This is a genomic window from Vibrio bathopelagicus (assembly GCF_014879975.1).
Classification (GTDB): Bacteria; Pseudomonadota; Gammaproteobacteria; order Enterobacterales; family Vibrionaceae; genus Vibrio; species Vibrio bathopelagicus.
Window position 1 is genome coordinate 1,885,123 of sequence record NZ_CP062501.1, and the last position, 24,479, is coordinate 1,909,601.

Below are 24,479 nucleotides of genomic sequence, written 5' to 3' on the forward strand. Positions count from 1 at the left end.
CCAAAGCCTGAGAATAAAAGAAGCTTTTCAGGCTTTTGAAAAATCACTTCTTCTTGTTCTGCTCAACCAGTTTTTCATTCCACGCTACGTTGCCGTCTCGCTTGCTCACATCATACTCAGAACAGAACTGCGATATGGTCATGTTGTTGTCGCCTGTTGCTAACTTTAACGCTAACTGCACTTGCTGGAGCTTGCTTTGAAGGCGAAGATTTTGGCCCGCCTTTGGGCTTTTTTCTTTGGCGAACTTTAAGGCAGCATGTTTACGCTCGGCGGCACCTGCTCGGCGATCGGCTTCTGATAATAGATATTTTAGCTGCGCGACACTTTTCCCCTTTTTGAAAGCAGGTTCAAGCAGTTCGACACACTCATCAAATGATGGATTTATAACATACGGATCAATTCTATGCGCTTGTTGGCGCATCCACTCTAGCGCGAGCTTTTCATCTGACATTTTGCAATCTTTACCAATAAAACAGCCGTACATGGTATCGCTCAATAGCAAACCGCTGCAATAGAAAATTGAGTAACTTTGGATCTTTAGACTATGCCTAAATCATCAATGCTTTTTAGATAATCGACTTACCCCTTATTACCAACGATTTAGGCAGATCTTACGAGCCTTTATTTCCACTAACTCGTGAAGGTAATCCAACGTCGTAAGATCCACTTAAACTCAATATTGAATAATTTTGTTCGGTAATTTAATGACAAAAGTGCTAACTTTCTCTGGTTTCAAAAAGATGAGCCAAAGAGCTACGGCTCAAAGAGGAGCATCCTAAAAGAACGTATCTCTCCATCTTACGCCTGTTTCTAAGGAACCCTTTGAAGTTAACTCACTTTAAATACAAAACACGTAAAGGCCCAGACTACCGACATGGCGATCAGGTGTCTTTTATGGACATCAAGCAGACCTTCGGTATGGGCAGTATTCGTGTGGGGGCTTGGGTAACGAAAGAAGAGAAAGAGTTAGCCGCAAATCTGATCTTCGATTCATTGGCTGACTTAGCTTACATCTTAGCCCTGCCACCAGAAGCGATTGGCCTTCGAGGTACACTAGGCTTAGCCTTCGGCAGCGGTGGCAGGAAAGGGGTGCAAGCACACTATGCACCGAACCAACGAGAATTGGCACTCGCTAAGAACGCAGGTGCAGGTGCGTTAGCCCACGAATTTTGGCATGCTTTTGACCACTACATCGCCGAAAAGGCTTTTGAGATTGGTGACACCTCAGGCCCTCAAAAACACATCTTGTTTGCCAGCGATTGTTGGCTACACGATAGAAAAGTTCGACCTCACCCATTAAACGAGAGTTTGATGTCACTGTTCGATACCACTCTACTTAGCGACAACAGCTTAGATAAGCATGATTACGTTGCTCGTAGTGTCATCGCCGACAAGGCGACGTCTGCACGTTATTTCTCATTGCCAACAGAAATGATGGCCCGTGCCTTTGAGGCCACGATTGAATCCTGTTCGGATATCAAAAACCCTTATCTAGTCAATGGCACAACCAAGCCTGACATGTTCCCTTTGTATCCCGATCTCTCACACAGAGAAGAAATATACCAAGCGTTACAAGGTTACTTCGCACCGTTAGGCAGGTCATTGAGTAAGTAAATATACAGAATAATAGATGTTTAAATAACGGATCTATCTAAGCAAATCGTCGTAGGGACAAGAGATGATCCAACAATGAAAAGTGTTTATAGTCGTGAAACACAAACTTCAACACCCATGATATAGAGGCAGTAATGATCAGTTGGCCATCTTTAGTAAAACTCGACGGTGATGATGAGCTTATTTACGTCTCATCTGAGCAAGATTTTCAGACGGAATGCTCAGACATGATCTTGGGCGAACATGATTATCTTATTGATTCACAGGGTGATAGCTACTCGCTTCAATCGAGTCACAACCAATTAGCTCTATCTAAAAGAACACAGCAGTATTCAGTTGAAAACATCACTAAACTGATTCGAAATCACGAGTTCCAGAAAGCAGAAGTGTGCCTGATGAAGATTCATTTCCTGACTATCGAAGAAGCGATTCAGTCTTTGGCTTTTGAGCCACGTTAAGATTGGTTGCTGATACAAATCAGGCTCGTTAAACAGTGGATACAAAAACAGCGCCGAATAAGCGCTGTTTTTCAAAATCAAATCGAGTATCCAATAAATTCAGTACTCAGACCATAAACGCCATGGTTACTTCAGCGGTGTCTTTTACCGATTCCGCGTACTCTTCGTACTCAGCCACCAACTGATTAATCAAGACGTCAACCAAAAGCAATGCACTTACTTTTGATGCGAATGCACCGCCAGTTAAAGGGCCTTCTGGTCTAGCGGCAACCAACACTTCATCAGAAGTCACTGATAATGGGCTATGGCGAATGTTAGTTAAACTCACGACTGGAGACTGTTGGCTCTTCGCTCTTGTCGCGGCATACACCACATCTTTCGTTGAACCCGAGCTTGAAATCGCAAACCACAGATCACTTGTTTTCGACTTAACGGCACGCATCGCTGCAATATGAGTGTCTTCAAACATGGTCGAGCATTTACCTATTCGAGTTAAGCGAAAAGATAAGTAACGACCAACAATGCTCGACGCCCCAACACCGACACAATGAATATTATCGGCTTCATGAATCATCAGACAAATACGATCAATCTGCTTTCTATCTATCAGTGTACTGGTGTCTTGCAGGCTGGTAATCGCACTTTGGGTCGCGCTGTCAATTCGATCTGCATTCTCATTAAGGGGTTCATTTGCTTTCTGTGCTCGCGGCTGGCTGAGCTCAATTGCCAACCCCATTCGAAAGTCAGAGTAACCTTTAAAGCCCAAGTCTCGACACAAGCGAATCACGGTCGCTTCACTTGTCGTAGTATCTCTTGCTAACTCTGTAATGGTTAGGTATTGAGCGCTATCAGCGTTAGATACAATAAAATCAGCCACTTTTTTTAATTTAGGGCTGTAACCTTCCATGCCATAGCGAAGGCGAGAGAGTAAATTGACTTGAGATTGTGCGTTCATAGTGCTCTTGATTCCATAACTAACGCTGGGAGTATAACGTAATTTCAAACAACAAGAACCTAGCGATTGCTAGGCTCTTATCTCAATTAATTGTTATAACTGATATTTTTCTATTATCTGATTCTTATAGGTTTCAGCCTGAGTTCCGTAAATCAACTGAATACCATTGCCGGAGCGAATCACTCCTTTGGCATCCAACGATTTCCAAACCTCATCACTGGCAGGCAACTCACTGTCTTTCACAGTAATTCTCAGGCGAGTGATACAAGCGTCAATCGAAGCAATGTTCTCTTTACCACCTAAATTCGTCACGATGTCATCAATCAGCCCACCCTCTTTACCGCTATAGTCTTTACGTGTGTAAAGTTTGCTCTCAGCATCGTTACGGCCCGGTGTTGAATAATTGAACTTGCGGATCATAAAGCTGAACACAAAGTAGTAAATCACAGAGTAAATCGGGCCAAGGATCAGAATCCATTGATACGATGTTTTCGCTGTCCCTTGTAGCAAACCAAAGAAGGTAAAATCGATGATACCGCGAGAGAAAGTAATACCAACCGCGACGTCCAGCATGTGCATCAACATGTAAGCGATACCTTCGAGCACTGCGTGTACCGCGTACAATGCTGGTGCAACAAACAAGAAAGTAAACTCTAGTGGCTCAGTAATACCTGTCAGGAACGACGTTAACGCAGCTGAGAACAAGATACCTTTTACTTTGGCTTTATTCTTATCGTCTGCACAGCGGTACATAGCTAAAGCTGCGGCAGGCAGGCCAAACATCATTGGTAAGAAGCCACCGGTCATTGTGCGTGTTGCTTCAGAGCTAAAATGTACCGTCGCTGGATCAGCGAGCTGAGCAAAGAAAATCTTTTGACCACCAGCGACCATTTCACCGGCAACTTCTTGTACGCCACCTAATTCGGTATACCAGAACAATGGGTAAATCGCATGATGGAGACCAAATACGTTCAATAGACGCATCAATGAACCGTAGAAGAAAGTACCGATGTACCCCATTGCAGAGAAGGCTTCACCTGCAAAAACGATAGATTTAAAAATTGGTGGCCAGATGAATGGGAACACAAATGCTAACGGAATAAAGAACACCATTGTCATGACGGGTACTAAGCGGTTTCCGCTAAAGAACGCCAAGTAATCAGGCAGTGTCACGTTTGAGAAACGGTTAGTGATAAACGCCGATAATAGGCCACACGTAATACCGCCAAACACACCTGTTTGTAGGGTAAATATGCCAAGCTCTTTGGTATACAGAGAGGCTAAACCCACCGCTTCATCCGCATTGGCGCCAGCCGCAATAAGCCCATCAATACTGGTAGTCTCTGGTGAGAAGCCCTGGAAACCAAGTACTGCACCAATCACTGTGTGGAATAGTAAGAAGCCAAGTACTGCGGAGAGTGCCGCCGTTTCTTTATTATTATTCGCCATACCAATCGCAACGCCAACTGCAAATAGCAATGGTAAGTTTACAAACACGAATAGACCCGCTTGGAAACAGAGTACCAAAAACTGATTGGCAAGCGTTCCTGGAGCTAAGAAGGTCAGATTATAAGTTTCAATGAGTGGCCCACTCGTAAATGCCCCACCAACCCCAAGTAAAATACCCGCCATTGGCAAAACAGCAATGGGCAACATAAATGCCCGACCGATCTTTTGTAGTACAGAAAAGATACCGTTCATGTACCCTCCAAACCCTTTGATTTATTAAAATTGTATTTAAACCGCTATGCAGCTTCCCTTAATCGAGTCAATTATCAACACAATAAAAATTTTCTTCAAACACCATGAAGAAAATCTGTGATCGGTGTAAAAAATATAATCTTCACTGTGGATGAAGATTATTTTCAGTAGTATAACTGCCTCATAAACAAGTTCTGAAGAATAAAGATCATATTAAGAGGCGAGTAATGAAGAACTGGGATATCACTAAAATAGCCAAAACACTGGCCGACACTATTGTCGTTTCTATCCAACCAGTTGAAGGAAGTCCACTCGACACCACTGAGTTTGTTGTTGCTATGGCAAAGGCCGCAGAAATGGCAGGTGCACCAGCGTTAAGAATAGAAAGTGCTGAACGCGTTGCTGCTGTGGCGAAAGCCGTATCCATCCCTATCATTGGCATCGTAAAGAGAGATTTACCTGACAGCCCGGTGCGTATCACACCCTTTGTTGATGATGTGAAAGCACTAGAAGCAGCCGGTGCAGCGATTATTGCTTTCGATGCGACCGATCGAGTTAGACCGGAAACCCGCCAAGTCATTGCGCAAGCTATTGTTCAATCTTGTTGTATTGGTATGGCCGATTGTGCCGAGTTTGCAGACGGCTTCTGGGCGCATTCCCAAGGCATTGAATTGATCGGTTCTACGCTTTCTGGCTACACTGGTGAGACAACTCCAGAAGAGCCAGACTTTGAACTGGTTACCAAGTTTGCTCAAGCAGGCTATCTCACTATGGCAGAAGGAAGATTCAACTCTCCAGAACTATGTAAACAAGCCATCCAAGCCGGTGCGCTTTCAGTGACCGTAGGCTCCGCACTAACGCGTCTAGAAGTTGCAACATCGTGGTACCTCGACGCAGCCGCTAGTGCAAAAATAGCGAAATAAGAAAAGGATAGCATCATGTTGAAAGCCATTACCGCACGCACATTATTTGACGGTGAACGCTATCTAGAGCAACACGCTTTAGTGTTTGATCACACCGGGATCCTCGAAATAACCCCAATCGACAAACTCGATTCAAGTGTCGATTTGATTAGTTACGGGGACGCTATCATTACCCCAGGCTTTATCGATATTCAAGTCAACGGCGGTGGTGGCATGATGCTCAATCCGTTCCCACGATTGAAACCATCATAAAAGCACACCGCAAAGGCGGCACAGCGTATCTATTACCTACCCTAGTCAGCGAAAAGCCATCCGCTATGGCAGCGGCGCTAAACGCGATTGAGCAAGGGATAGAGAAAAAAGTTGATGGTTTGCTAGGCATTCACTTAGAAGGTCCATGGCTAAACCCTGTAAAAAAAGGGGCTCACGATGAAAATAACTTCTACAGCCCGAGCATTGAACAGTTGGCCGCTTTTCCGTGGCTAACGCAAGGCATTAACTTCATAACTTTAGCGCCTGAGCAAGTGGATTCAGCATCCATCAAATGGCTATCAGATAAGGGTTGCATCATTGCTGCAGGACATACCAACCTTGCCGAGCTAGATCTCGTTGGCAAGCGTGAGAACATCCATGGTTTTACCCACCTATATAACGCGATGTCATCACAAACTGGTCGTGAGCTTGGCGCAGTCGGTGTCGCATTAAGTGATGATGATTGTTGGGCATCTTACATTGCTGATGGTATTCACGTTCACCCACAAAACTTGTTAATGGCTATCAAACTTAAGCCAAAAGACAAAATGGTGCTGGTTACCGATGCAATGGCATCAGTAGGAAACCCTGATGAAAGCTTCATTCTTGATGGCCAAAAGATTCGAGTCAAAGATGGTAAGTTAGTTAACGAAGCAGGCAACCTCGCAGGCGCGCATATCACCATGGCTCAGTCCGTAAAAAACCTTATTGATTGGGGCGTTAGCCCAGAACACGCTTACCAAATGGCCAGCACTAACCCAGCCCATGCGATGAATCTTGAAAATGAACTAGGCTACCTAAAAGTAGGATACCGAGCATCTGCAACAATTCTTGATAAAAACGGCGAACCAAATTCCGTTCTAGTCGATGGGAATTTATACTCCTGCTAAAAACCCAACCTAAACTCCTGAAGGTCACTCCCCCCTATTGAGTGGCCTTTTTTTAATGTCCTCTCAGATCATCGATACTTCAAAACTCAGTTAGCCCACCTATTCTTTAAGAGTCATAAATATCAAAACGACTGACGACACCTCCTTAATCACAAACAAAAACAGCGCCAATTCAGGCGCTGTTTTTCGTTTCTTATCTCGTTATCGCTAGTTTAATTAAGCGACAAGAAGTTAGCTTAAGCGATAAAAATCTGTGCCAGTGCATAACCCAAACAACATGCGCCTACTACACCAATTAAACCCACCGACATGAATGAGTGGTTGAAGTACCACTTACCAATCTTGGTGGTGCCAGAGACATCGAAGTTCACTGTTGCGATATCAGATGGGTAATTTGGGATAAAGAAGTAACCGTAAACCGCTGGCATCAAGCCGATAAGCAAGGCAGGGTCTAACCCTAGGCCAAGACCTACAGGTAGCATCATACGTGCAGTTGCGGCTTGTGAGTTCACCACAACCGATACGATGAATAGTGCTAGTGCAAACGTCCATGGGTAGTTGGTTACCATTTCCACGATACCCGATTTAAACTGAGGCATTGCGTATTGGAAGTAAGTATCCGACATCCATGCGATACCGAAGATAGCAATTGCCGCCACCATACCCGATTTAAATACCACGCCATTTGGCACATCACGCGGGTCAGTTTTGGTTGCTAGCAAGATGATACCGCCGAAGCAGAGCATCATCATTTGGATGATGACCGACATCTTGATTGGCTTGTCACCGTCTACGATGGTTCTGATTTCTGGCACCATCGCCACAATAACAATCACAACTATCGACAGTAGGAAAATCAATACTGCATTACGTGCCGAGCTTGGAAGCACTTCATCCAAAGACGTCGCAGTGGTGTTTTCAATGCGCTTTTTCCACTCAGGATCTTTTAAACGAGCTTGATAATCAGGATCGTCGTTCAATTCTTTGCCGCGCTTCAAGCTGTACAAAGAAAGTAACAGCGTACCGAATAGCGTTGCAGGCACAGTCACTAATAGAATTGAAAGCAAAGTGATAGAGTGTTGAATATCCGACAACTGCGCTAAGTAATAAACCACGGCTGCCGAGATTGGCGATGCTGTGATCGCAAGTTGAGACGCAACGGAAGCTGCCGCCATCGGGCGCTCAGGACGAATCCCATTCTTCAATGCCACATCACCAATGATCGGCATGATTGAGTAAACCGCGTGGCCAGTACCCAATAGGAAAGTCATCGAATATGTCACAAACGGGGCTATCAAGGTGACACGTTTCGGGTTCTTTCTGAGCACCCTTTCCGCAACTTGCAGCATGTATTTCAAGCCACCTGCGGCTTCGAGGATCGAGGCACAGGTAACAACGGCGAGGATAATCAGCATTACTGTGACAGGTGGAGACGTTGGTGGCATCTTGAAGACAAACACCTCGATAACCAAACCAATTCCAGAAACAACCCCTAAACCAATACCACCATATCGAGAACCGATATAGAGAACGACAAGTAAAAATAGAAACTCAAAATACAACATAAGCAACCCTGCTAAAAGTGTGGACTATTTATATTTTGTCCGCAAATTCAGCCATTTACTTATTGCTTGGTCACACTCTCATTGCAGGCTTCCGCAAATTGTTTTTTATAAGATTGTGGTCACGCTACCAAGTCTGTAAGTTTATGAATTGTAATAGCAAACTAGACTCTCGACCTAGATTTGTTATCTATGATAACCATTATTGTGTCTATTAGATCCGTATAGCCTATAAAACACCAGACTCATAACTTAACGGTATTGTTTCAACTACAACCAATCACAATTAAAGTCACTCATAAGCATATTGCCGAACTAATTAGACATATTCTCACACAACACTGGCTCGCCTATCCCTAGACACTATGTCAAAATACCTGCCCTCACGACGACAACACATAAAGAACCACGGATATGAATTTTCAAGCTGCTATTTTTGATATGGATGGACTGCTGCTCGACACCGAGCGACTTTGTATGCAGATTTTTGAAGAAGCATGTCACGCGCAGGGTGTCCCATTTTTAAAGGACGTTTACCTAGGCATCATTGGCTGCAACGCAAGAACCATCGAACAGATCTTTCGAAATGGTTATGGTGAAGATCTCGATTATCCGGCTCTAAATAACGAATGGCGCACCCGCTATAGCGCGATAGTGAAGAACCAAGCTATTCCAGTAAAAGACGGCGTGATTGAGCTTTTAGAGTGGCTAAAGTCGAACGATATTCCTATCGCGGTGGCAACATCGACGCAGCTTGATATCGCGAAGAAAAAGCTGGAACTGGCTGGCTTAGATTCTTATTTCACCTCATTAAGCACAGGTTGCGAAGTGACTAATGGTAAGCCTCACCCAGAGATTTACTTACTTGCAGCTGAACGCCTAGGGGTTGCACCTGAAACTTGTCTCGCGTTTGAAGATTCAAACAACGGCATTCGCGCTTCGATGGCAGCCAACATGATCAGCTTTCAAATCCCTGATTTAGTAGAGCCATGTGACGAAGTAAAAGCGCTTGGTCACACCATCAGCCCTTCTCTGCATGATGTATTAGCACAGCTTCAACAAGCTGCAGCTTAAGCTCTAACTGCCGTTGATAATGCTTTTATCAACGTAGACAAGCCTCCTATTAAGCCGACTCACAGAGTCGGTTTTTTTGTCGGTATAGTTTTTATAAAAGATAAAAACTCGCGCTTGAAACTGTTAAAGTCGATGTGAAACATATGCCAAATGATGAACAAGATTGCTAACGCCTAAAGATGGAGAAAGAGACACGTGATTGAGAAATTTAAAGGCCAACTGCTTGATTTTGCACAGCGAGAAATGACACAAGATGCAGCGCACGACATCAGCCACATTAAGCGCGTAGTCAAAACTGCCAAAGCTTTGTGTACTCAAGAACAGGCTAAACTTGAAGTCGTTCTTCCCGCTGCTTACCTTCACGATTGCTTCACCTTTCCTAAGAACCATCCAGACAGAGCCCAAAGCTCAAGAATGGCAGCAGACAAGGCGATTTCTTTCCTCAAAACTATCGACTACCCCGTGTCCTATCTTGATGAGATCCATCATGCCATTGTCACGCACAGCTACAGCGCCAATGTCACACCAGAAACCTTAGAAGCACAAATCGTCCAAGATGCTGATCGCCTTGATTCTCTCGGTGCAATTGGTATTGCTCGCTGCCTGTACGTGGGTCAGAGCTTTAATGCCGAACTCTATAACCATCAAGACCCGTTCGCGACGCAACGAGACTTGGATGACAAGCATTACAGCGTCGACCATTTCTACGTGAAGCTGTTTAAGCTCGCTGAAACCATGAATACAGAATCCGCCAAGTTAGAAGCTAACAAGCGCACTGACTATATGCGTGGCTTTCTTGATCAGTTGAGCACAGAAGTTTAACGGCTTACTTGCTTAGAAAAATAGTTAGCCAACAAGGGAGAAGTTCGAATATGGAAATTAATCGCTTTAAGGAATCCGACGCCGACGAGATCGTCACTTGGTTCACGTCACTGGAAGATTACGTGCTATGGGGCGGACGAACCTTTGGTTGGCCGTTAGAAGCGACTTCTATCATCGAACGATCTCAAGAACCACATGTTGAGCTATATACCTTCTCTCAACCTAATGTTGGCTCTAGCACAGGTGCATTGCTTGGCTTTATGGAGTTTCAACGCATGTCAGACAGTGAGCTTCGCTTTTGCCGTGTCGCCATACACCCAAACCTTCGAGGCGAAGGGTTAGGACAATCGATGCTAGAAACGGCCCTCGAAGCGGCGAAAGAAATACCGGATGTCACCACCATCACCTTGGCCGTATTCAAGCAAAACCAAGGGGCAAAGCGCTGCTACGACAAAGCGGGGTTTCAGGTTGTCGACAAAGAACCAAGCGTTAAAGAATTCAATGGTAAAACATGGCCCTTGTATCAAATGGAATTACAGCTCGGCTAATTCGTTTTAATTGTCAGGCTGGTTTTAATTACCAGGTTTGACCCCATATCTTAAAAACTCGCATTAGTTTGGAACCTTCAATGACCCAAGAAAAATTCGACACCATTTACCAACGTGCAGCTCACCGTAAAGGTGGCGCAGCCGAACTCGAAAAGATTGTTCGTGCGCCCCTTTCACAAGCCGATCTATCACAAATCACAGACGACCGCTGGTTGGCAGCCTTTACCGAAAAGGTCTTCCAATGTGGCATTTCATGGAATGTAGTGAGAAAGAAATGGCCGCAATTTGAAGAAGTGTTCTTTGAATTCAATATCGAAAAAATGCTGATGCTGCCTAATGAAATGTGGGAACAAAAAGCACAAGACCCGCGTATTATTCGCCACCTCACTAAGGTGATGACCATCCCAGCTAACGCCACCATGATCCACAATGCCAAGCGTGAAGCCGATTCATTCTCACAAATGGTAGCCGACTGGCCTTCAGAACGCATTACTGAGCTTTGGGATTACCTGAAGAAACACGGCAAGCGATTGGGCGGAAATACAGGCGCCTATACCTTGCGTCAAATGGGTAAAGACACCTTTATCCTGTCTTCTGACGTTGAAGCACACCTGCGTAGCACAGATGTTATCGATAGCGGTCGTAACACCAAGCGAGCACAACTGGCGGCAGGTAAAGCCTTTAATGAGTGGCAGCAACAATCTGGGCGTAGCCTAAGCGAAATCAGCCAGATCGTTGCATACAGCTGCGGCGATAATCGAGTCTAGTTATCGCTAGAATTGCTTAAAGCTCAATATTGCACACAGTATCCTGCAAACTAAATGTTATAAGTCATTAACAAATAAGCGTGTATTACACTTTCATGCGGTGGCATTGTATAGATAAATGTATACAATATAGAGTAATACTCATGAATTACTCTCGACCAGACCAACTCGACTAAACAAGGGTCCTTATCTCTATGACAGCTCTCAAAAACTCTGTCTCCAAAGGTGTAAATACAAAAGTATCAGGCCAGACTCAAGACGATGTTGTTTACTGCCATATCTTCGACGCAATACTAGAACAAAGGCTACCACCAGCCACTAAATTAAGTGAAGAAGCCCTAGCAGAAATCTTTGGTGTTAGCCGTACAATCATCCGTCGTGCCTTGCTACGTCTATCTTTAGAACAAGTTGTGGTGATCCGTCCAAACCGAGGGGCAATGATTGCTGCGCCAACGGTAGACGAAGCCAAACAGATATTTAAAGCGCGTGAAGTGATGGAAATCGCTATCACCGAACTTGCAGTGAAAAATGCGACCAAAGCTCAAATCGAAGAATGTAGAAAATTAGTAGCGAAAGAGAATTGCGCCTTTGACCAAGGTGATTACGGCTCTGGCTTACGACTGTCTGGTGAGTTCCACATCAAACTGGCTGAAATGGCAGAAAACGCACCACTTCTCGCCTTCCAACGCAGTTTAGTGTCACAAACTTCACTGCTGATCGCTCAATACGAAACAGGTAATCATTCAAACTGTTCTTTAGATGAGCACTCTGGGTTACTTGATACGATTGAATCAGGCAATGAAGAGCAAGCGGTAGAGTTGATGCAAGAACACTTAAGCCACATCCGTTCAAAGCTCAATTTAGACAGCAGCACAGCTTCTAGCGACCTACACGTGGTGTTCTCTGATCTGCTCAAGAGCAAATCATAACCGTATCAACGATATAGCGATATAGCGATGCTAAGAACATTACAGCACAAACATTAGTAACCACCTGTTAACAAATAGAGAGAAGTAAGCGCCTGTGCTCACTTCTCTTTTTTATGCCCCACCTTCTCTAACTCGGTACAAAAATCGATACCACTTATCCTTAAAGTCCCATCAAAACAGGCCTGAACCGTTAACTTAACCTCAATAATGCATTTCCTTCCTACCCCACAAACCCTGCCGTTATTTTGTATACATCGCTATCAATTCATTCACACTGTCAAACTAATTAATACTTCGGACAACCCTTTATAAAACAACCAAATAGAGTCGATAATTTATTGTATACAATTCCAATTAGCGCCTCTTTGTTGCATTTTTGTAAATAAATAGTTGACCACAGGGTCAGGATGGATAATTATTGACCTAGAAGTCAAAAAGAATACACATGGAAATATGTCGATATACAAGGAGGTCTCTTGATTACTTTTTTGCTCAATCAGGAAATAAGACGTGAAGACAATCTGTCACCTAACATGACAGTGCTCAACTACCTTCGTACCAAGATAAATAAGACGGGTACAAAAGAGGGATGCGGTTCAGGCGACTGCGGCGCATGTACGGTCGTTCTAGGTGAAGTAGTTGATGGGCAACTGCAATACCGTTCGGTGAATTCTTGCCTAACGTTTGTATCAGCGCTGCATGGTAAGCAACTGATCACGGTAGAAGATTTGCAAAACAAAGACCGCTCTCTGCACCCAGTGCAAAAAGCAGTGGTTGATTTTCACGGTTCACAGTGTGGTTACTGTACTCCGGGCTTCATCATGTCGATGTTTGCGCTAGGTAAGAACAAACCCGATGCGAGCAAAGAAGACGTCATGGAATCACTGGCGGGTAACCTATGTCGCTGTACTGGCTACCGCCCAATTGTTGATGCTGCGATGTCACTTTCAACAGACCAACCTTTGATAGACCAATTTGCTGAACTTGAACGCAACACCATCAAGAAATTAGAAAGCATTCAAGACACTGAGGCCAACTTACGCCTTGGTCACCTCACGGCTTTTTCCCCGAAAAGCACCGATGAGTTGGCCAAGCTTTTTCAAGCACATCCGAACGCTAAGCTGGTTGCTGGCGGTACGGATTTAGCACTGGAAGTGACTCAATTCCATCGTGAGATTGAAACACTAATCAGCGTTAACCTTGTTGAAGACATGAAAGTATGTGAAGAGACAGACACTGACTTAATCATTGGTGCCAACCTGCCTATTAGCGATTCATACTCACTACTGAAAAAACACTACCCAGACTTTGGTGAACTTCTGCATCGCTTTGCTTCGCTGCAAGTGCGTAACCAAGGAACCATTGGCGGTAATGTTGCGAATGCTTCGCCTATCGGTGATACACCTCCTCTGCTGATTGCACTTAACGCGAAAATCAAACTGCGTTGCGGTGATGAGTCACGCATCATGCCGATCGAAGATTACTTCATCAGCTACAAGGTGACTGCTCAGAAAGAGAGTGAATTCATTGAACAGATTATTATTCCAAAGCCAACCAATGACAGCTTCCGAGCTTACAAACTGTCTAAACGTTTAGACGATGACATCTCTGCGGTTTGTGGTGCGTTTGATATTCAAATTGAAGATGGCAAGGTTTCCTATGCTCGCATCGCCTTTGGCGGTATGGCAGCAACACCTAAGCGCGCGGCGCGTTGTGAAAATACGTTATTAGGCAAACCGTGGACAGACGCTAATATTAAGTTAGCGATGCAGGAACTGTATAACGACTTTGAGCCGCTATCGGATTTCCGTGCAAGCCAAGAATACCGTTCATTGTCAGCGGCTAACATGCTGCGTCGCTACTTCATTGAACAACAGAACAAAAGCAACCAAATCGAAACAAGGGTAACGTCTTATGTCTAAATCAAACGAGCATGCGATGACCCACGAAGAAATGGTTACCATTGCAAAACAAGACCTAAAAACTGGCGTGGGTAAAAGCGTTAAACACGACAGTGCAGCCAAACAAGTAACGGGCGAAGCGGTATACATTGATGACCGCCTAGAGTTCCCAAATCAGCTGCATGTATACGCACGCCTGAGCACACAAGCACACGCCAACATCACCAAGATAGATTTATCACCGTGTTACGAGTTTGAAGGTGTGGCGATTGCTATTCAGGCCAAAGACGTACCGGGTGAACTGGATATCGGTGCAATCCTACCGGGTGACCCACTACTTGCGGATGGCAAAGTAGAGTATTACGGCCAACCAGTAATTGCCGTGGCTGCCAACGATTTAGAAACCGCACGTAAAGCCGCACACGCCGCCATTATTGAATACGAAGAGCTACCTGCCATTCTTGATGTAAAAGAAGCACTGGCGAAAGAGCACTTCGTGACAGAAAGCCACACTCAACAGCGTGGTGATTCAAAAGCAGCACTGGCAAAAGCAAAACATGTGATCTCTGGCGACCTAGAGATCGGCGGCCAAGAGCACTTCTACCTAGAAACACAAATCAGTAGCGTGATGCCAACCGAAGATGGCGGCATGATCGTGTATACCTCAACCCAAAACCCGACCGAAGTTCAAAAACTGGTTGCGGAAGTGATTGGTGTACCGATGCACAAAGTCGTGATTGATATGCGTCGTATGGGTGGTGGTTTTGGTGGTAAAGAGACTCAGGCGGCCTCTCCAGCTTGTATGGCAGCGGTTATCGCGAGCCTAACCGGTCGACCAACAAAAATGCGTTTGCTGCGTAGTGAAGACATGCAGCAAACAGGTAAACGCCACCCGTTCTACAACCAATATACCGTCGGTTTTGACGACAATGGTGTGATTCAAGGTGCTGATATAACCGTTGCAGGTAACTGTGGCTACTCACCTGACTTATCAAGCTCTATCGTCGACCGCGCGATGTTCCACTCGGACAACGCTTATTACCTAGGCGATGCAACTGTGGTCGGTCACCGATGCAAAACCAACACAGCATCGAACACCGCGTATCGTGGCTTTGGTGGTCCGCAAGGCATGATGACCATCGAACACATCATGGATGAGATTGCGCGTTACCTGAAAAAAGATCCTTTGGAAGTACGTAAGGCAAACTACTACGGCGAAGAAGGCCGTAACGTGACCCACTACTACCAAACCGTTGAAGACAACTTTTTACCTGAGATAACCGAACAGCTTGAGCGCAGCAGTGACTACCACGCACGTCGTAAAGAAATTGCCGAGTTCAACAAGCAAAGCCCTATCTTGAAGAAAGGCCTAGCGATCACACCAGTGAAATTCGGTATCTCATTTACTGCGACTTTCTTGAACCAAGCAGGTGCGCTCATCCATATCTACACCGATGGCAGTATTCATTTGAATCACGGTGGTACGGAAATGGGGCAAGGCTTGAACATCAAAGTGGCACAAATCGTTGCACAGGAGTTCCAAGTCGATGTCGAACGTATCCAGATCACCGCTACAAACACAGACAAAGTTCCGAACACATCACCAACCGCAGCCTCATCGGGCGCCGACCTCAACGGTAAGGCCGCGCAAAACGCCGCAATAACTATTAAGCAGCGCTTGATTGACTTTGCTTCTTCACACTTCAAAGTGTGGCCCGAAGAAGTCATCTTCAAGAACGGTATGGTGCAGATCCGCGATGAGATCATGACCTTCAACTCATTTGTTGAACTGGCTTGGTTTAACCAAATTTCGCTGTCGAGCACCGGCTTCTACCGCACGCCGAAGATCTTCTACGATCACGAGAAAGCACGCGGTCGCCCGTTCTACTACTACGCATACGGCGCATCTTGTTCAGAGGTTATCGTTGATACCCTAACGGGCGAAAACAAAATTCTACGTGTCGATATTCTGCATGACGTGGGGGCTTCGTTGAACCCAGCGATTGATATCGGCCAAGTCGAAGGTGGCTTTGTGCAAGGTGTTGGCTGGTTGACGACCGAAGAACTGGTATGGAACCAACAAGGTCGCTTAATGACCAATGGCCCTGCAAGTTACAAGATCCCTGCGATTGCTGATATGCCGATTGATTTCAGAACGCACCTTTTGGAAAACCGTAGCAACCCAGAAGACACAGTATTCAACTCGAAAGCCGTGGGTGAGCCACCTTTCATGTTGGGTATGTCGGTATGGAGTGCATTGAAAGATGCGATTAGCTACGTAGCCGTTGATGGCGCGATTCCTAAGCTGAACACACCAGCAACGCCAGAGCGCATTCTGATGGCGATTCAGGAAGTCTCTGAAACAGCCCCGACTTCGGTCGATGCTCAATCAGAAACGGCTTAGAGCTGACAGATATGGCTTAGGGCGTAATAAACAGCTTAGGAAGCATAGAAGGGATTTAGGAGGACATATGTTTAAGGATAATTGGATTCACGAACTGGCAAAACTGGAAGAGAACTACGAACCATGTGTCATGGTGACAGTGCTTGAAGACAGAGGCTCAGTGCCACGTGATGCGGGTACCAAGATGCTTGTCACTCGTGACCGAATCATCGCTACGATTGGTGGTGGTCACCTTGAACATGTGGCCACTAAAATGGCTCGCGAGATGCTGATTGCCAGCGAAAAATCGCTCAAAGTAGAACGCTTTAACCTAGGTGCTCGTTTGGGCCAATGTTGTGGCGGAATGGCAACATTAAGCTTTGAACCGATCGGCACTCAGCAGAACCACCTCGTGCTGTTCGGCGCTGGCCATGTGGCCAAAGCTCTGCTGCACATTGTCGCAACCCTGCCCTTCCGTGTGACCTGGATTGATGAACGTGAAGAAGTGTTCCCTGACACACTTCCTCACGGTGTGAAAAAGCTGGTCTCAGACGATCCGGTTGGCGAAGTAAAACACATGCCACCAAACAGCTACTACCTTGTGATGACGCACAACCACCAGCTTGATTTCGATTTAACTAAAGCCATCATCGACCGTGAAGACAGTCGCTACTTCGGCATGATCGGCTCGCTGACCAAGCGCAAGAAATTCGACTTCCGCCTAGAGCAACGTGGCTATAGCCAAGAACAAATTGAAACCATGGTTTGCCCTATTGGTATTAGTGCTGTGAATGGCAAACATCCGGCCGAAATTGCGGTATCGGTTGCGGGTGAACTGATCGCACATTATCAAGGCCAGGCACTTGAACAAAAGCGTCCAACCAAACAATATCAAAATCAGGATTTGACCGATCAACACAGTCAACCAAGCGATGTAGGCGAACCTCCTTTGGAAGAGAAGATCGCCTAATAAAAGTCGCAAAGCTTCAGTGGCCATAACGTCGCTGAAGTCATTAAAAGGAAGTAAACATGACAACGCAACGCAAAGCTTATCGCGCAAGTATTTTACACAGCGTAGCCGACCCAAAAGACGTCGGTATCGATGAGTCTTACGACTATTTTGAAGACGGTGTTTTAGTGGTTGAGAACGGCCACATCGTTGACCTAGGCCATGCGGATGACGTATTGGCTCGCCAACCAAAAACACTCGAAGTAAAAGAATACAAAGACAAGCTGATCACCTCTGGCTTTATTGATACGCACATCCACTACCCTCAAACAGGGATGATCGCGTCTTACGGTGAGCAGCTTCTCGATTGGTTGGAAAACTACACCTTCCCAGAAGAAAAACGCTTCAAAAACCCAGTCTACGCACACAAAGTGGCGAAGCTATTTCTAGACGAACTGGCCAGCAACGGTACCACGACAGCACTCGTGTTCGGCACTGTGCACAAAGAGTCGGTCAATGTGTTCTTCGAAGAAGCTGAAAAACGTAACCTACGTATGATCGCGGGTAAGGTTTTGATGGATCGCAACGCGCCTGATTACCTCACCGATACCCCTGAATCTGGCTATAAAGATTCAAAAGAACTCATCGAGAAATGGCACAACCGTGGTCGCTTGCACTACGCTGTGACGCCTCGCTTTGCACCAACCAGCACCCCAGAACAATTGGCGACGGTTGGTAAGCTATTAGAAGAATACCCAGATGTGTACATGCACACCCACCTTTCTGAAAACAAGAAAGAAATCGACTGGGTTCTAGAATTGTTCCCCGAACGCGACAGCTATTTAGATGTGTATGACCACTATGGCTTGCTGCATAAGCGTTCGGTATTCGCACACGGTATTCACCTATCAGACTGCGAATGTAAGCGCCTAGCGGATACCGATTCTGCAATCGCCTTCTGCCCTACTTCAAACCTGTTTTTAGGCTCTGGCTTATTCAAGCTGCCAAAAATGGAAGAGCACGGTATTCGTGTTGGGATGGGGACAGACGTTGGCGCTGGTACCAGCTTCTCAATTCTGCAAACCATGAGCGAAGCGTATAAAATCATGCAGCTTCAACAAGAGAAACTACACCCGGTTAAATCACTGTTCTTAGCAACTCTGGGTGGCGCACGCTCGCTGCATTTAGAAGACAAGATCGGTAACCTAGAAGTCGGTAAAGAAGCAGATTTCGTCGTGTTGGATCTGCACGCGACACAACTGATGCGCTTTAGAATGGAACAAGCGACCAAGCTTGAAGAGAGACTGTTCGTGCTAATGAGTTTAGGTGACGATAGAACCGTCAGCGAAACTTACATCTACGGTGAAAAAGCCTACGACGTGAACTTCAAAGATTACAAAAAACTCGTTAGCTAGCGCGCTAACAATGAACACATGCTAGGTAGCCTTTGTTGTTAAAGAATCCGTCCAGATTCCCCTAGCTTTAAAAGACCAGTCGTTAACTCCGCTGGTCTTTTTTTGTCCTTAATTCAAAGAAATACAAATTATTACTCGTGGTGTGCTCAACACCCATGACGAAGACGCTTTATGTTGATAGGTTAAGTGTTAGTAGATTAAATGCTATTAGGTCGAAGTTTGTCCGTTTAAAACAGAACCAACACTCCACTTAGAAAGGAATTCTATGTTCGAACAGGTCGTCAGCATTCTGTTTCCCGTTTTTGCACTCGCCAGTGCTGGCTTTGCAGTAGGTCGTTGGCTCAAGCCCGATTTCAAACCGATCAATCGCATTAATATGGATGTCTGTATTCCTGCTCTGGTGTTTGCGTCGCTGACCACCATGCCGCTCGACACCGAACAGTTGCCACTCATCTCTGCTTCTTTGGTCGCGGTATTAGTGCCAGCTTTGTTGATGATTCCGATCTGTAAGATCTTTAAGCTCAACTTCAAGGCTTGGGCTCCACCACACATGTTCCGCAACAGTGGTAACCTTGCGATTCCCCTGTTCACGTATACCTTTGGCGAGAGCGCATTAGCCCCAGCGGTACTGCTGTTTGTGGTGTCGGCGTGTGTTCATATCAGTGTGGGCTTGGCGCTACTAAGCGAAGGCAACCCAATCAAACAGATCCTCAAGATGCCGATATTTTTAGCGGCAGCATTGGCGATGACACTGAACTTATCCGGCATTGCAGTGTGGAACCCAATCTACGAAGCAACGTCACTGCTTGGGCAAGCCGCTGTCCCTATCATGCTGTTGTCACTGGGTTCGCAAATGGTCAACTTGAGGCTTAGCGGATTAAAGGTCGGCTTGTTATGTACAGCGCAATCCCTATTTACTGGAGCCATCGCTTTTACGATCATCTACTTCTTTATTCCTCTGCCTACGCTGCACTTACAAATGATGGTGCTGTTCACCATGCTGCCACCCGCAGTGATGAATTACCTGTTTGCAGAAAGGTTCAACGTAGAGCCACCCAAGGTTGCGTCTATGGTGTTATTCGGCAACTTCCTGAGCGTGGTAACGCTGCCGATATTGCTATCATTTGCGTTGTCTTTGTCGACCTGAAGGCCGTAAACCTTTTACTATCGAGTCGGATAAGCCTGCCCTTCCCCCTGAGAAGTCGCGGCCGATGAAGCATGTCTGTGCAGCCACACCCAGCGGTCCGTTTTCTTTAGCATCACGCTCCAACGAACAGGGATAGACAAAAACGATCCACCCGCATTCAAATGGATCGTTAAACACTGTGAAACCACAGCATGATTACCCGATATCACAGTATCTGACCAACCCCATTCAAATCTTATCGCTGTGGCTTCAGAAAAATTTCTCAGAAATAGCTGCTTTACTGATTCTGCACCTGAACACAACTCATCTTCGCCCGTCCCTATCACTGAAATGTGGCCATTCACATCAAATACACGCATCAGTGCTTCAATATCCTTTGCACAATACGCGTCTGCGTAATTATTTAACGTAGCCATAATGTCATTGAGATCTTTCATGGTGCACTCCTTGGTTACCATGAAGTGTAGACCACCGCTTTAAAAGCATTCGATCCGAATCAAGGCTGTCACTTACACTGTAATATCATCAGAAAAGAGGAGTTTTCGCGAAGAGAGCCGGAAGGGAAAACAAAAATGACGGACTTAACCGCCACTAGATGGAAGGTGTTTTAAACTTAGTTTGAAGGGTAAACGCGATAGTTAGGTTCGTTGAGGTTCTCTGCAAACCCAAGCTCACCAATAAAGTAGATAGCACTACCAATCGTATCCAAAGTATCATTCGGCTCTCTTTCAGGTATGTCACCGATTGACGGTACAGTTTGTATCGCAGCTCTCTCTTTACAAATGATACTTCCACATTGCCTTTCAGAAAAACTCGGTGTCGGTATCTCATATTGTTTTCCGTGCCCTAAAAACACAGGTTCATTCACGCCAAATACGCCGCCCGAGAACAAAACGAGTAAAGGTACCCCTAGCTTTATCATACTCACACCCTACTGTTTATAAAATTGAGCAGAATGATATCTAACACTTGAACTATTGAACAGTGTTTTTAATTAGACGGCATTACATCGCCTATCTTGCATGATAACGACCAAGCCTGAGAACTAACTTATGAGCGCTAGAAGTTGATAGGCGATCAGCACTAAGAACATTAATACGGTGGAATAAAATGTCAGAGCAAAACCGAAGGCTCTGGCTGGAGCACCTTGTTTGTACCCCTTAAAAAAGAAAATTCGCCCAATGGCAAACAACATCGAGCATAATGGCACGACCGATAACCATGAAGCTGGCATTAATAAACTCCAAGCCGTATACACACCAAGCGCAATCACAAGTTGTTCTAACGTGTTTTGGAGTAAGCTCTGTAAAATCATCGCTTCGTTTGTGCCAGACGTTAGACCACTGCCATCAATGTCTTCCGGGCTAAAAAAACGGAACTTGGCGAGCCGACCAATTGATGCAATTAAAAATAGAACTGGAAATAGTAAGGACAGCGCTAAAACAGTAAGTCGTTCTGATACTTGGCTAATTTCTGAGTAATTGAAGGGGTCGAATACAACCGCAACTGCGATGACGACGACTGAAGTCAGCATAGCTGAGACCATTCCTTTTAAAACACCACTTTGTTTATTCGATAATTTCATCATTCCCTCAAACCAAATTCACACCATTTAAAAATACGGTAACTAGGGCGGTTAAGCTGTGACCTCTAGGTGTATTCCATACAAAGAACCGTTATTGAATCCTCTAGTTACTTGTCTTGACTCACAATCGCCTCAGCTTCGATTTCAAGAAGCCATTCAGGGTTGATGAAGCGACTGACTTCAACCACGGTATCAACAGGCAAGATATCTCTGAAATAACGGCCTCTCACTTTCGCCACCTCTGACCAATCGTTAATGTTGGTCAACATTATCCGAGTTCTTACCACATCACCTAAGCCGCTACCTGCACTTTCAAGCGCCGCTTTAATGGTCTCAATACACTGTTGAGTTTGCGCTGCGGGGTCTCCAACACCTACCGTCATCCCGTACTCATCGATAGGCGCAGTGCCGCCAACTGAAATATGGTTACCCACTCTCACTGCCCGAGAAAAACCGATAACCGGAGCGTAAGGACTTGTGCTTGCAATCAATTGTCTTGTCATAAATCACCTCTTAGTTAAAACCGTAGTTGTAACTTCTGAGCATGTCTACTAGCCATAGGACTCTCTAGCTTATGGCAGGTGCCAATGCTCTGATGTTAACGCCATCACCTCTCAATTGAATTCTCTATAGTCAGGCTTTTTCGTTAAAATACTGAACACTATGATCAATGAACAACCGAGTTAAACGCGGAAGCTGCTTTCTGGAAGGGTAAAGCAAACTGATTTCGAATAAAGGCATAGGGAAGTCAGGTAAAACCTCGATTAACTCCCCTCTTTTAATCTCACATTCACATAAGAATGGCGGCAGTTCCGTAACGTACTGACCATTTAAAACACTATACTTAAGTTGAGAATAGTCATTACATACCTCTTTCGGCTCAATTTTTATTTTTTCATCTCCTAAGCTCCAGACAATACTTTCTCCCGGATAACCCCATGCAATACAAGATTTATGATAAAGCTCCGATGGCTTAGCGATTGGATCCATCTCAGGAGAAGAAACCAGCTTATGACGATAAGAAGTTAAACGGCGAACTACATGCGATAAGTTGTTAATGCTCCCAACACGAAAGGCAACATCAATCCCATTTGAAATTAAATCTAACTTTTCTGTCGTCACTACAGTATCAATTTCAATGTTTGGATAAGCCTCTTTGAAAGCTTGTAACAATGGCCACACAATATGAAAAGAGGGAGGAATAGATATTTTAATCCGCCCTCTTATGGCTTGTTCATTGTCAGATAAAGTCTCAAGGCCGTTATTAATCTCATTGAATGCACGAACAAAAGAGTTATATAAGATGTCGCCAGCTTCTGTTGATCTCTGTTTTCTCGTTGTCCTTTCCAATAAACGAATGCCTAGTTCTTCTTCCAACTCTGAGACTTTTCTACTTACTGTCGTGAGTGGAACATTGAGCTCTTTAGCTGCAGCTGTAAAAGAGCCCTTGTCCACAACCGCAACGAAAATTCGTGCTCCATTAAGACTTAGATCTTTCATACAATAATTCCAAATATGGGATAGTCCATTGTAATTTTACCATATTGTTGTTCTTTTTGGTTTGCTTGATACTGCAGTTCTCAACACGAGATTTAACGAAAAAACATAGGAATAAAATTATGAAAGCTATTATCGCAGCACAAGCAGGTTCTCCAGAAGTTCTTACTCTGATTGATATTAATGAACCAGAAACACAAGAAAATGAAGTCAAAATTAAAGTAAAAGCATTTGGCCTCAATAAAGCAGAAACTTATTACCGAGCAGGCCACTTTGGTCAACTAAACCCTGAATTGGCACTGGGTATTGAAGCTGCTGGCGAAGTTATCTTCGACCCATCAGGTACGTATCAGAAAGGGGACAAGGTTGTTACAGCAATGGGCGGAATGATGTTTGCTCGCCACGGTGGTTATGCAGAAATCATTGCCGTAAACAAAACCAACGTGAAAAAAATTAATAGTGATATTGATTTTACCACTCTCGCTTCATTACCAGAGCTTTACTCAACGGTATGGGGTGCATTGGACAAAACGCTAAACATTCAATCAGGTGAAACGTTATTAGTTAGAGGGGCAACGTCAGCAGTTGGCTTAGCAGCCATCACTTATGCTAAAGCAAAAGGCTTAACCATCTTCGCAACAACACGCAGTGAAGATAAGGTTGAGTTCTTGAAGTCCATGGGGGCAGATAACGTTCTTATCGATGATGGTCATGTAGGTGACAAAGTACGAGCTATTCTTCCTGAAGGTGTCGATAAAGCCCTGGAAGTTGTTGGTGCATCAACCGTTGTTGATACAATGAAAGCGATTAGACCATGGGGTGAAGTCACTGTAGTCGGCCTTCTTGGCGGCGCACCTGTGATTGAGAACTTTGGTTTAATGTCAGACTTACCAAGCTCAGTAAAACTAAGCTTTTTCCAAAGTGGAATGCTAGGTAACGAACTACCACTAGAAGAGTCACCGCTTGACTGGGTTGCGGACCAAATACTCGACGGAAAAATGCCATCGATTATTTCTCAGGTATTTAAATATGAAGATACCAAAAAGGCTCACTCGCTAATGGATGCCAACCAAGCTAACGGTAAACTCATTGTTGAAATGGATTAAT

The 24,479-nt window shown here is 45.0% G+C and carries 23 protein-coding genes and 1 pseudogene; 15 read left to right on the top strand and 9 right to left on the bottom strand.

Features of this window, described 5'->3' with window-relative positions:
* Positions 1-43: 43 nt before the first annotated feature.
* The gene (locus IHV80_RS24560) at positions 44-451 is read right to left on the bottom strand and encodes a hypothetical protein (protein ID WP_065206759.1); all 408 of its coding nucleotides are present in this window, start codon (positions 449-451) and stop codon (positions 44-46) included.
* A gap of 371 nt (positions 452-822) precedes the next feature.
* On the opposite strand from IHV80_RS24560, the gene IHV80_RS24565 reads away from it, so the two are divergent.
* Positions 823-1,614: a CLCA_X family protein gene (locus IHV80_RS24565; RefSeq protein ID WP_192891375.1), complete on the top strand. Its 792-nt coding sequence runs from the start codon at positions 823-825 to the stop codon at positions 1,612-1,614.
* Positions 1,615-1,748: 134 nt separating this feature from the next.
* Positions 1,749-2,072 (top strand): DUF4144 domain-containing protein, encoded by a 324-nt coding sequence (locus IHV80_RS24570; protein ID WP_192891376.1) that lies wholly within the window; start codon positions 1,749-1,751, stop codon positions 2,070-2,072.
* A gap of 106 nt (positions 2,073-2,178) precedes the next feature.
* Here IHV80_RS24570 and IHV80_RS24575 read toward each other — a convergent pair whose 3' ends face one another.
* On the bottom strand, positions 2,179-3,027 hold the full coding sequence (locus IHV80_RS24575; protein ID WP_192891377.1) for a MurR/RpiR family transcriptional regulator: 849 nt from the start codon (positions 3,025-3,027) through the stop codon (positions 2,179-2,181).
* Between the two features lie 93 nt (positions 3,028-3,120).
* Positions 3,121-4,728 (bottom strand): PTS transporter subunit EIIC, encoded by a 1,608-nt coding sequence (locus IHV80_RS24580; RefSeq protein WP_192891378.1) that lies wholly within the window; start codon positions 4,726-4,728, stop codon positions 3,121-3,123.
* 227 nt (positions 4,729-4,955) lie between these two features.
* On the opposite strand from IHV80_RS24580, the gene IHV80_RS24585 reads away from it, so the two are divergent.
* Positions 4,956-5,651: an N-acetylmannosamine-6-phosphate 2-epimerase gene (locus IHV80_RS24585; protein WP_146490288.1), complete on the top strand. Its 696-nt coding sequence runs from the start codon at positions 4,956-4,958 to the stop codon at positions 5,649-5,651.
* Between the two features lie 12 nt (positions 5,652-5,663).
* Positions 5,664-6,793: pseudogene (gene nagA, locus IHV80_RS24590) on the top strand (N-acetylglucosamine-6-phosphate deacetylase).
* A gap of 236 nt (positions 6,794-7,029) precedes the next feature.
* Here nagA and IHV80_RS24595 read toward each other — a convergent pair.
* Entirely contained in the window at positions 7,030-8,358 is a 1,329-nt protein-coding gene (locus tag IHV80_RS24595) for an anaerobic C4-dicarboxylate transporter (RefSeq protein ID WP_086714443.1), read from the bottom strand.
* 411 nt (positions 8,359-8,769) lie between these two features.
* Between IHV80_RS24595 and IHV80_RS24600 the strand changes: the two genes are divergently transcribed.
* The 10 genes from IHV80_RS24600 to IHV80_RS24645 all read left to right on the top strand — a co-directional run bounded on the left by IHV80_RS24600 (position 8,770) and on the right by IHV80_RS24645 (position 20,290).
* A complete protein-coding gene (locus IHV80_RS24600; RefSeq protein WP_192891379.1) occupies positions 8,770-9,429 on the top strand; it encodes an HAD family hydrolase in 660 nt (219 codons plus the stop codon).
* Between the two features lie 195 nt (positions 9,430-9,624).
* The gene (locus IHV80_RS24605) at positions 9,625-10,251 is read left to right on the top strand and encodes an HD domain-containing protein (protein ID WP_192891380.1); all 627 of its coding nucleotides are present in this window, start codon (positions 9,625-9,627) and stop codon (positions 10,249-10,251) included.
* Positions 10,252-10,301: 50 nt separating this feature from the next.
* On the top strand, positions 10,302-10,799 hold the full coding sequence (locus IHV80_RS24610; protein WP_192891381.1) for a GNAT family N-acetyltransferase: 498 nt from the start codon (positions 10,302-10,304) through the stop codon (positions 10,797-10,799).
* Positions 10,800-10,879: 80 nt separating this feature from the next.
* Positions 10,880-11,566 carry a DNA-3-methyladenine glycosylase I gene (locus IHV80_RS24615; RefSeq protein WP_192891382.1) on the top strand — a complete coding sequence of 229 codons (687 nt, stop codon included), beginning with the start codon at positions 10,880-10,882 and terminating at the stop codon, positions 11,564-11,566.
* Positions 11,567-11,760: 194 nt separating this feature from the next.
* Positions 11,761-12,495, top strand: a complete 735-nt coding sequence (locus IHV80_RS24620; protein ID WP_192891383.1) for a GntR family transcriptional regulator — start codon at positions 11,761-11,763, stop codon at positions 12,493-12,495.
* 533 nt (positions 12,496-13,028) lie between these two features.
* Positions 13,029-14,417 (top strand): xanthine dehydrogenase small subunit, encoded by a 1,389-nt coding sequence (gene xdhA, locus IHV80_RS24625; RefSeq protein ID WP_239719108.1) that lies wholly within the window; start codon positions 13,029-13,031, stop codon positions 14,415-14,417.
* On the top strand, positions 14,410-16,800 hold the full coding sequence (gene xdhB / locus IHV80_RS24630) for a xanthine dehydrogenase molybdopterin binding subunit (protein WP_192891385.1): 2,391 nt from the start codon (positions 14,410-14,412) through the stop codon (positions 16,798-16,800). The genes xdhA and xdhB overlap by 8 nt, the downstream gene beginning before the upstream one ends.
* Positions 16,801-16,867: 67 nt before the next feature.
* Positions 16,868-17,749: a xanthine dehydrogenase accessory protein XdhC gene (xdhC, locus tag IHV80_RS24635; protein ID WP_192891386.1), complete on the top strand. Its 882-nt coding sequence runs from the start codon at positions 16,868-16,870 to the stop codon at positions 17,747-17,749.
* A gap of 59 nt (positions 17,750-17,808) precedes the next feature.
* Entirely contained in the window at positions 17,809-19,143 is a 1,335-nt protein-coding gene (gene guaD / locus IHV80_RS24640; protein ID WP_192891387.1) for a guanine deaminase, read from the top strand.
* 265 nt (positions 19,144-19,408) lie between these two features.
* Positions 19,409-20,290, top strand: coding sequence for an AEC family transporter (locus IHV80_RS24645; RefSeq protein ID WP_192891388.1), 882 nt, complete (start codon positions 19,409-19,411; stop codon positions 20,288-20,290).
* A 17-nt stretch (positions 20,291-20,307) separates the two neighbouring features.
* Here the strand turns inward: IHV80_RS24645 and IHV80_RS24650 are convergent, their stop codons facing one another.
* From IHV80_RS24650 to IHV80_RS24670, 5 genes are all read right to left on the bottom strand, one after another.
* Positions 20,308-20,727: a nuclear transport factor 2 family protein gene (locus tag IHV80_RS24650; protein WP_192891389.1), complete on the bottom strand. Its 420-nt coding sequence runs from the start codon at positions 20,725-20,727 to the stop codon at positions 20,308-20,310.
* A gap of 176 nt (positions 20,728-20,903) precedes the next feature.
* A complete protein-coding gene (locus tag IHV80_RS24655) occupies positions 20,904-21,212 on the bottom strand; it encodes a hypothetical protein (RefSeq protein WP_192891390.1) in 309 nt (102 codons plus the stop codon).
* Positions 21,213-21,335: 123 nt separating this feature from the next.
* Positions 21,336-21,878 (bottom strand): MAPEG family protein, encoded by a 543-nt coding sequence (locus IHV80_RS24660; RefSeq protein WP_226088550.1) that lies wholly within the window; start codon positions 21,876-21,878, stop codon positions 21,336-21,338.
* Positions 21,879-21,982: 104 nt separating this feature from the next.
* Positions 21,983-22,378 (bottom strand): RidA family protein, encoded by a 396-nt coding sequence (locus IHV80_RS24665; protein ID WP_192891391.1) that lies wholly within the window; start codon positions 22,376-22,378, stop codon positions 21,983-21,985.
* A gap of 130 nt (positions 22,379-22,508) precedes the next feature.
* Positions 22,509-23,375, bottom strand: a complete 867-nt coding sequence (locus IHV80_RS24670; RefSeq protein WP_192891392.1) for a LysR family transcriptional regulator — start codon at positions 23,373-23,375, stop codon at positions 22,509-22,511.
* Positions 23,376-23,494: 119 nt separating this feature from the next.
* Here IHV80_RS24670 and IHV80_RS24675 point away from each other — a divergent pair, with 119 nt between their 5' ends.
* Positions 23,495-24,478, top strand: a complete 984-nt coding sequence (locus tag IHV80_RS24675) for a zinc-binding dehydrogenase (RefSeq protein WP_192891393.1) — start codon at positions 23,495-23,497, stop codon at positions 24,476-24,478.
* Position 24,479 lies beyond the last annotated feature (1 nt).

What these genes read in the sequence shown, in the direction of transcription:
- IHV80_RS24560 (WP_065206759.1), bottom strand. Translation starts at nt 451, where the DNA reads ATGTCAGATGAAAAGCTCGCGCTAGAGTGGATGCGCCAACAAGCGCAT.
- IHV80_RS24570 (WP_192891376.1), top strand. Translation starts at nt 1,749, where the DNA reads ATGATCAGTTGGCCATCTTTAGTAAAACTCGACGGTGATGATGAGCTT.
- IHV80_RS24575 (WP_192891377.1), bottom strand. Translation starts at nt 3,027, where the DNA reads ATGAACGCACAATCTCAAGTCAATTTACTCTCTCGCCTTCGCTATGGC.
- IHV80_RS24580 (WP_192891378.1), bottom strand. Translation starts at nt 4,728, where the DNA reads ATGAACGGTATCTTTTCTGTACTACAAAAGATCGGTCGGGCATTTATG.
- IHV80_RS24585 (WP_146490288.1), top strand. Translation starts at nt 4,956, where the DNA reads ATGAAGAACTGGGATATCACTAAAATAGCCAAAACACTGGCCGACACT.
- IHV80_RS24595 (WP_086714443.1), bottom strand. Translation starts at nt 8,358, where the DNA reads ATGTTGTATTTTGAGTTTCTATTTTTACTTGTCGTTCTCTATATCGGT.
- IHV80_RS24600 (WP_192891379.1), top strand. Translation starts at nt 8,770, where the DNA reads ATGAATTTTCAAGCTGCTATTTTTGATATGGATGGACTGCTGCTCGAC.
- IHV80_RS24610 (WP_192891381.1), top strand. Translation starts at nt 10,302, where the DNA reads ATGGAAATTAATCGCTTTAAGGAATCCGACGCCGACGAGATCGTCACT.
- IHV80_RS24615 (WP_192891382.1), top strand. Translation starts at nt 10,880, where the DNA reads ATGACCCAAGAAAAATTCGACACCATTTACCAACGTGCAGCTCACCGT.
- IHV80_RS24620 (WP_192891383.1), top strand. Translation starts at nt 11,761, where the DNA reads ATGACAGCTCTCAAAAACTCTGTCTCCAAAGGTGTAAATACAAAAGTA.
- xdhA (WP_239719108.1), top strand. Translation starts at nt 13,029, where the DNA reads ATGACAGTGCTCAACTACCTTCGTACCAAGATAAATAAGACGGGTACA.
- xdhB (WP_192891385.1), top strand. Translation starts at nt 14,410, where the DNA reads ATGTCTAAATCAAACGAGCATGCGATGACCCACGAAGAAATGGTTACC.
- xdhC (WP_192891386.1), top strand. Translation starts at nt 16,868, where the DNA reads ATGTTTAAGGATAATTGGATTCACGAACTGGCAAAACTGGAAGAGAAC.
- guaD (WP_192891387.1), top strand. Translation starts at nt 17,809, where the DNA reads ATGACAACGCAACGCAAAGCTTATCGCGCAAGTATTTTACACAGCGTA.
- IHV80_RS24645 (WP_192891388.1), top strand. Translation starts at nt 19,409, where the DNA reads ATGTTCGAACAGGTCGTCAGCATTCTGTTTCCCGTTTTTGCACTCGCC.
- IHV80_RS24650 (WP_192891389.1), bottom strand. Translation starts at nt 20,727, where the DNA reads ATGAAAGATCTCAATGACATTATGGCTACGTTAAATAATTACGCAGAC.
- IHV80_RS24655 (WP_192891390.1), bottom strand. Translation starts at nt 21,212, where the DNA reads ATGATAAAGCTAGGGGTACCTTTACTCGTTTTGTTCTCGGGCGGCGTA.
- IHV80_RS24660 (WP_226088550.1), bottom strand. Translation starts at nt 21,878, where the DNA reads ATGATGAAATTATCGAATAAACAAAGTGGTGTTTTAAAAGGAATGGTC.
- IHV80_RS24665 (WP_192891391.1), bottom strand. Translation starts at nt 22,378, where the DNA reads ATGACAAGACAATTGATTGCAAGCACAAGTCCTTACGCTCCGGTTATC.
- IHV80_RS24670 (WP_192891392.1), bottom strand. Translation starts at nt 23,375, where the DNA reads ATGAAAGATCTAAGTCTTAATGGAGCACGAATTTTCGTTGCGGTTGTG.
- IHV80_RS24675 (WP_192891393.1), top strand. Translation starts at nt 23,495, where the DNA reads ATGAAAGCTATTATCGCAGCACAAGCAGGTTCTCCAGAAGTTCTTACT.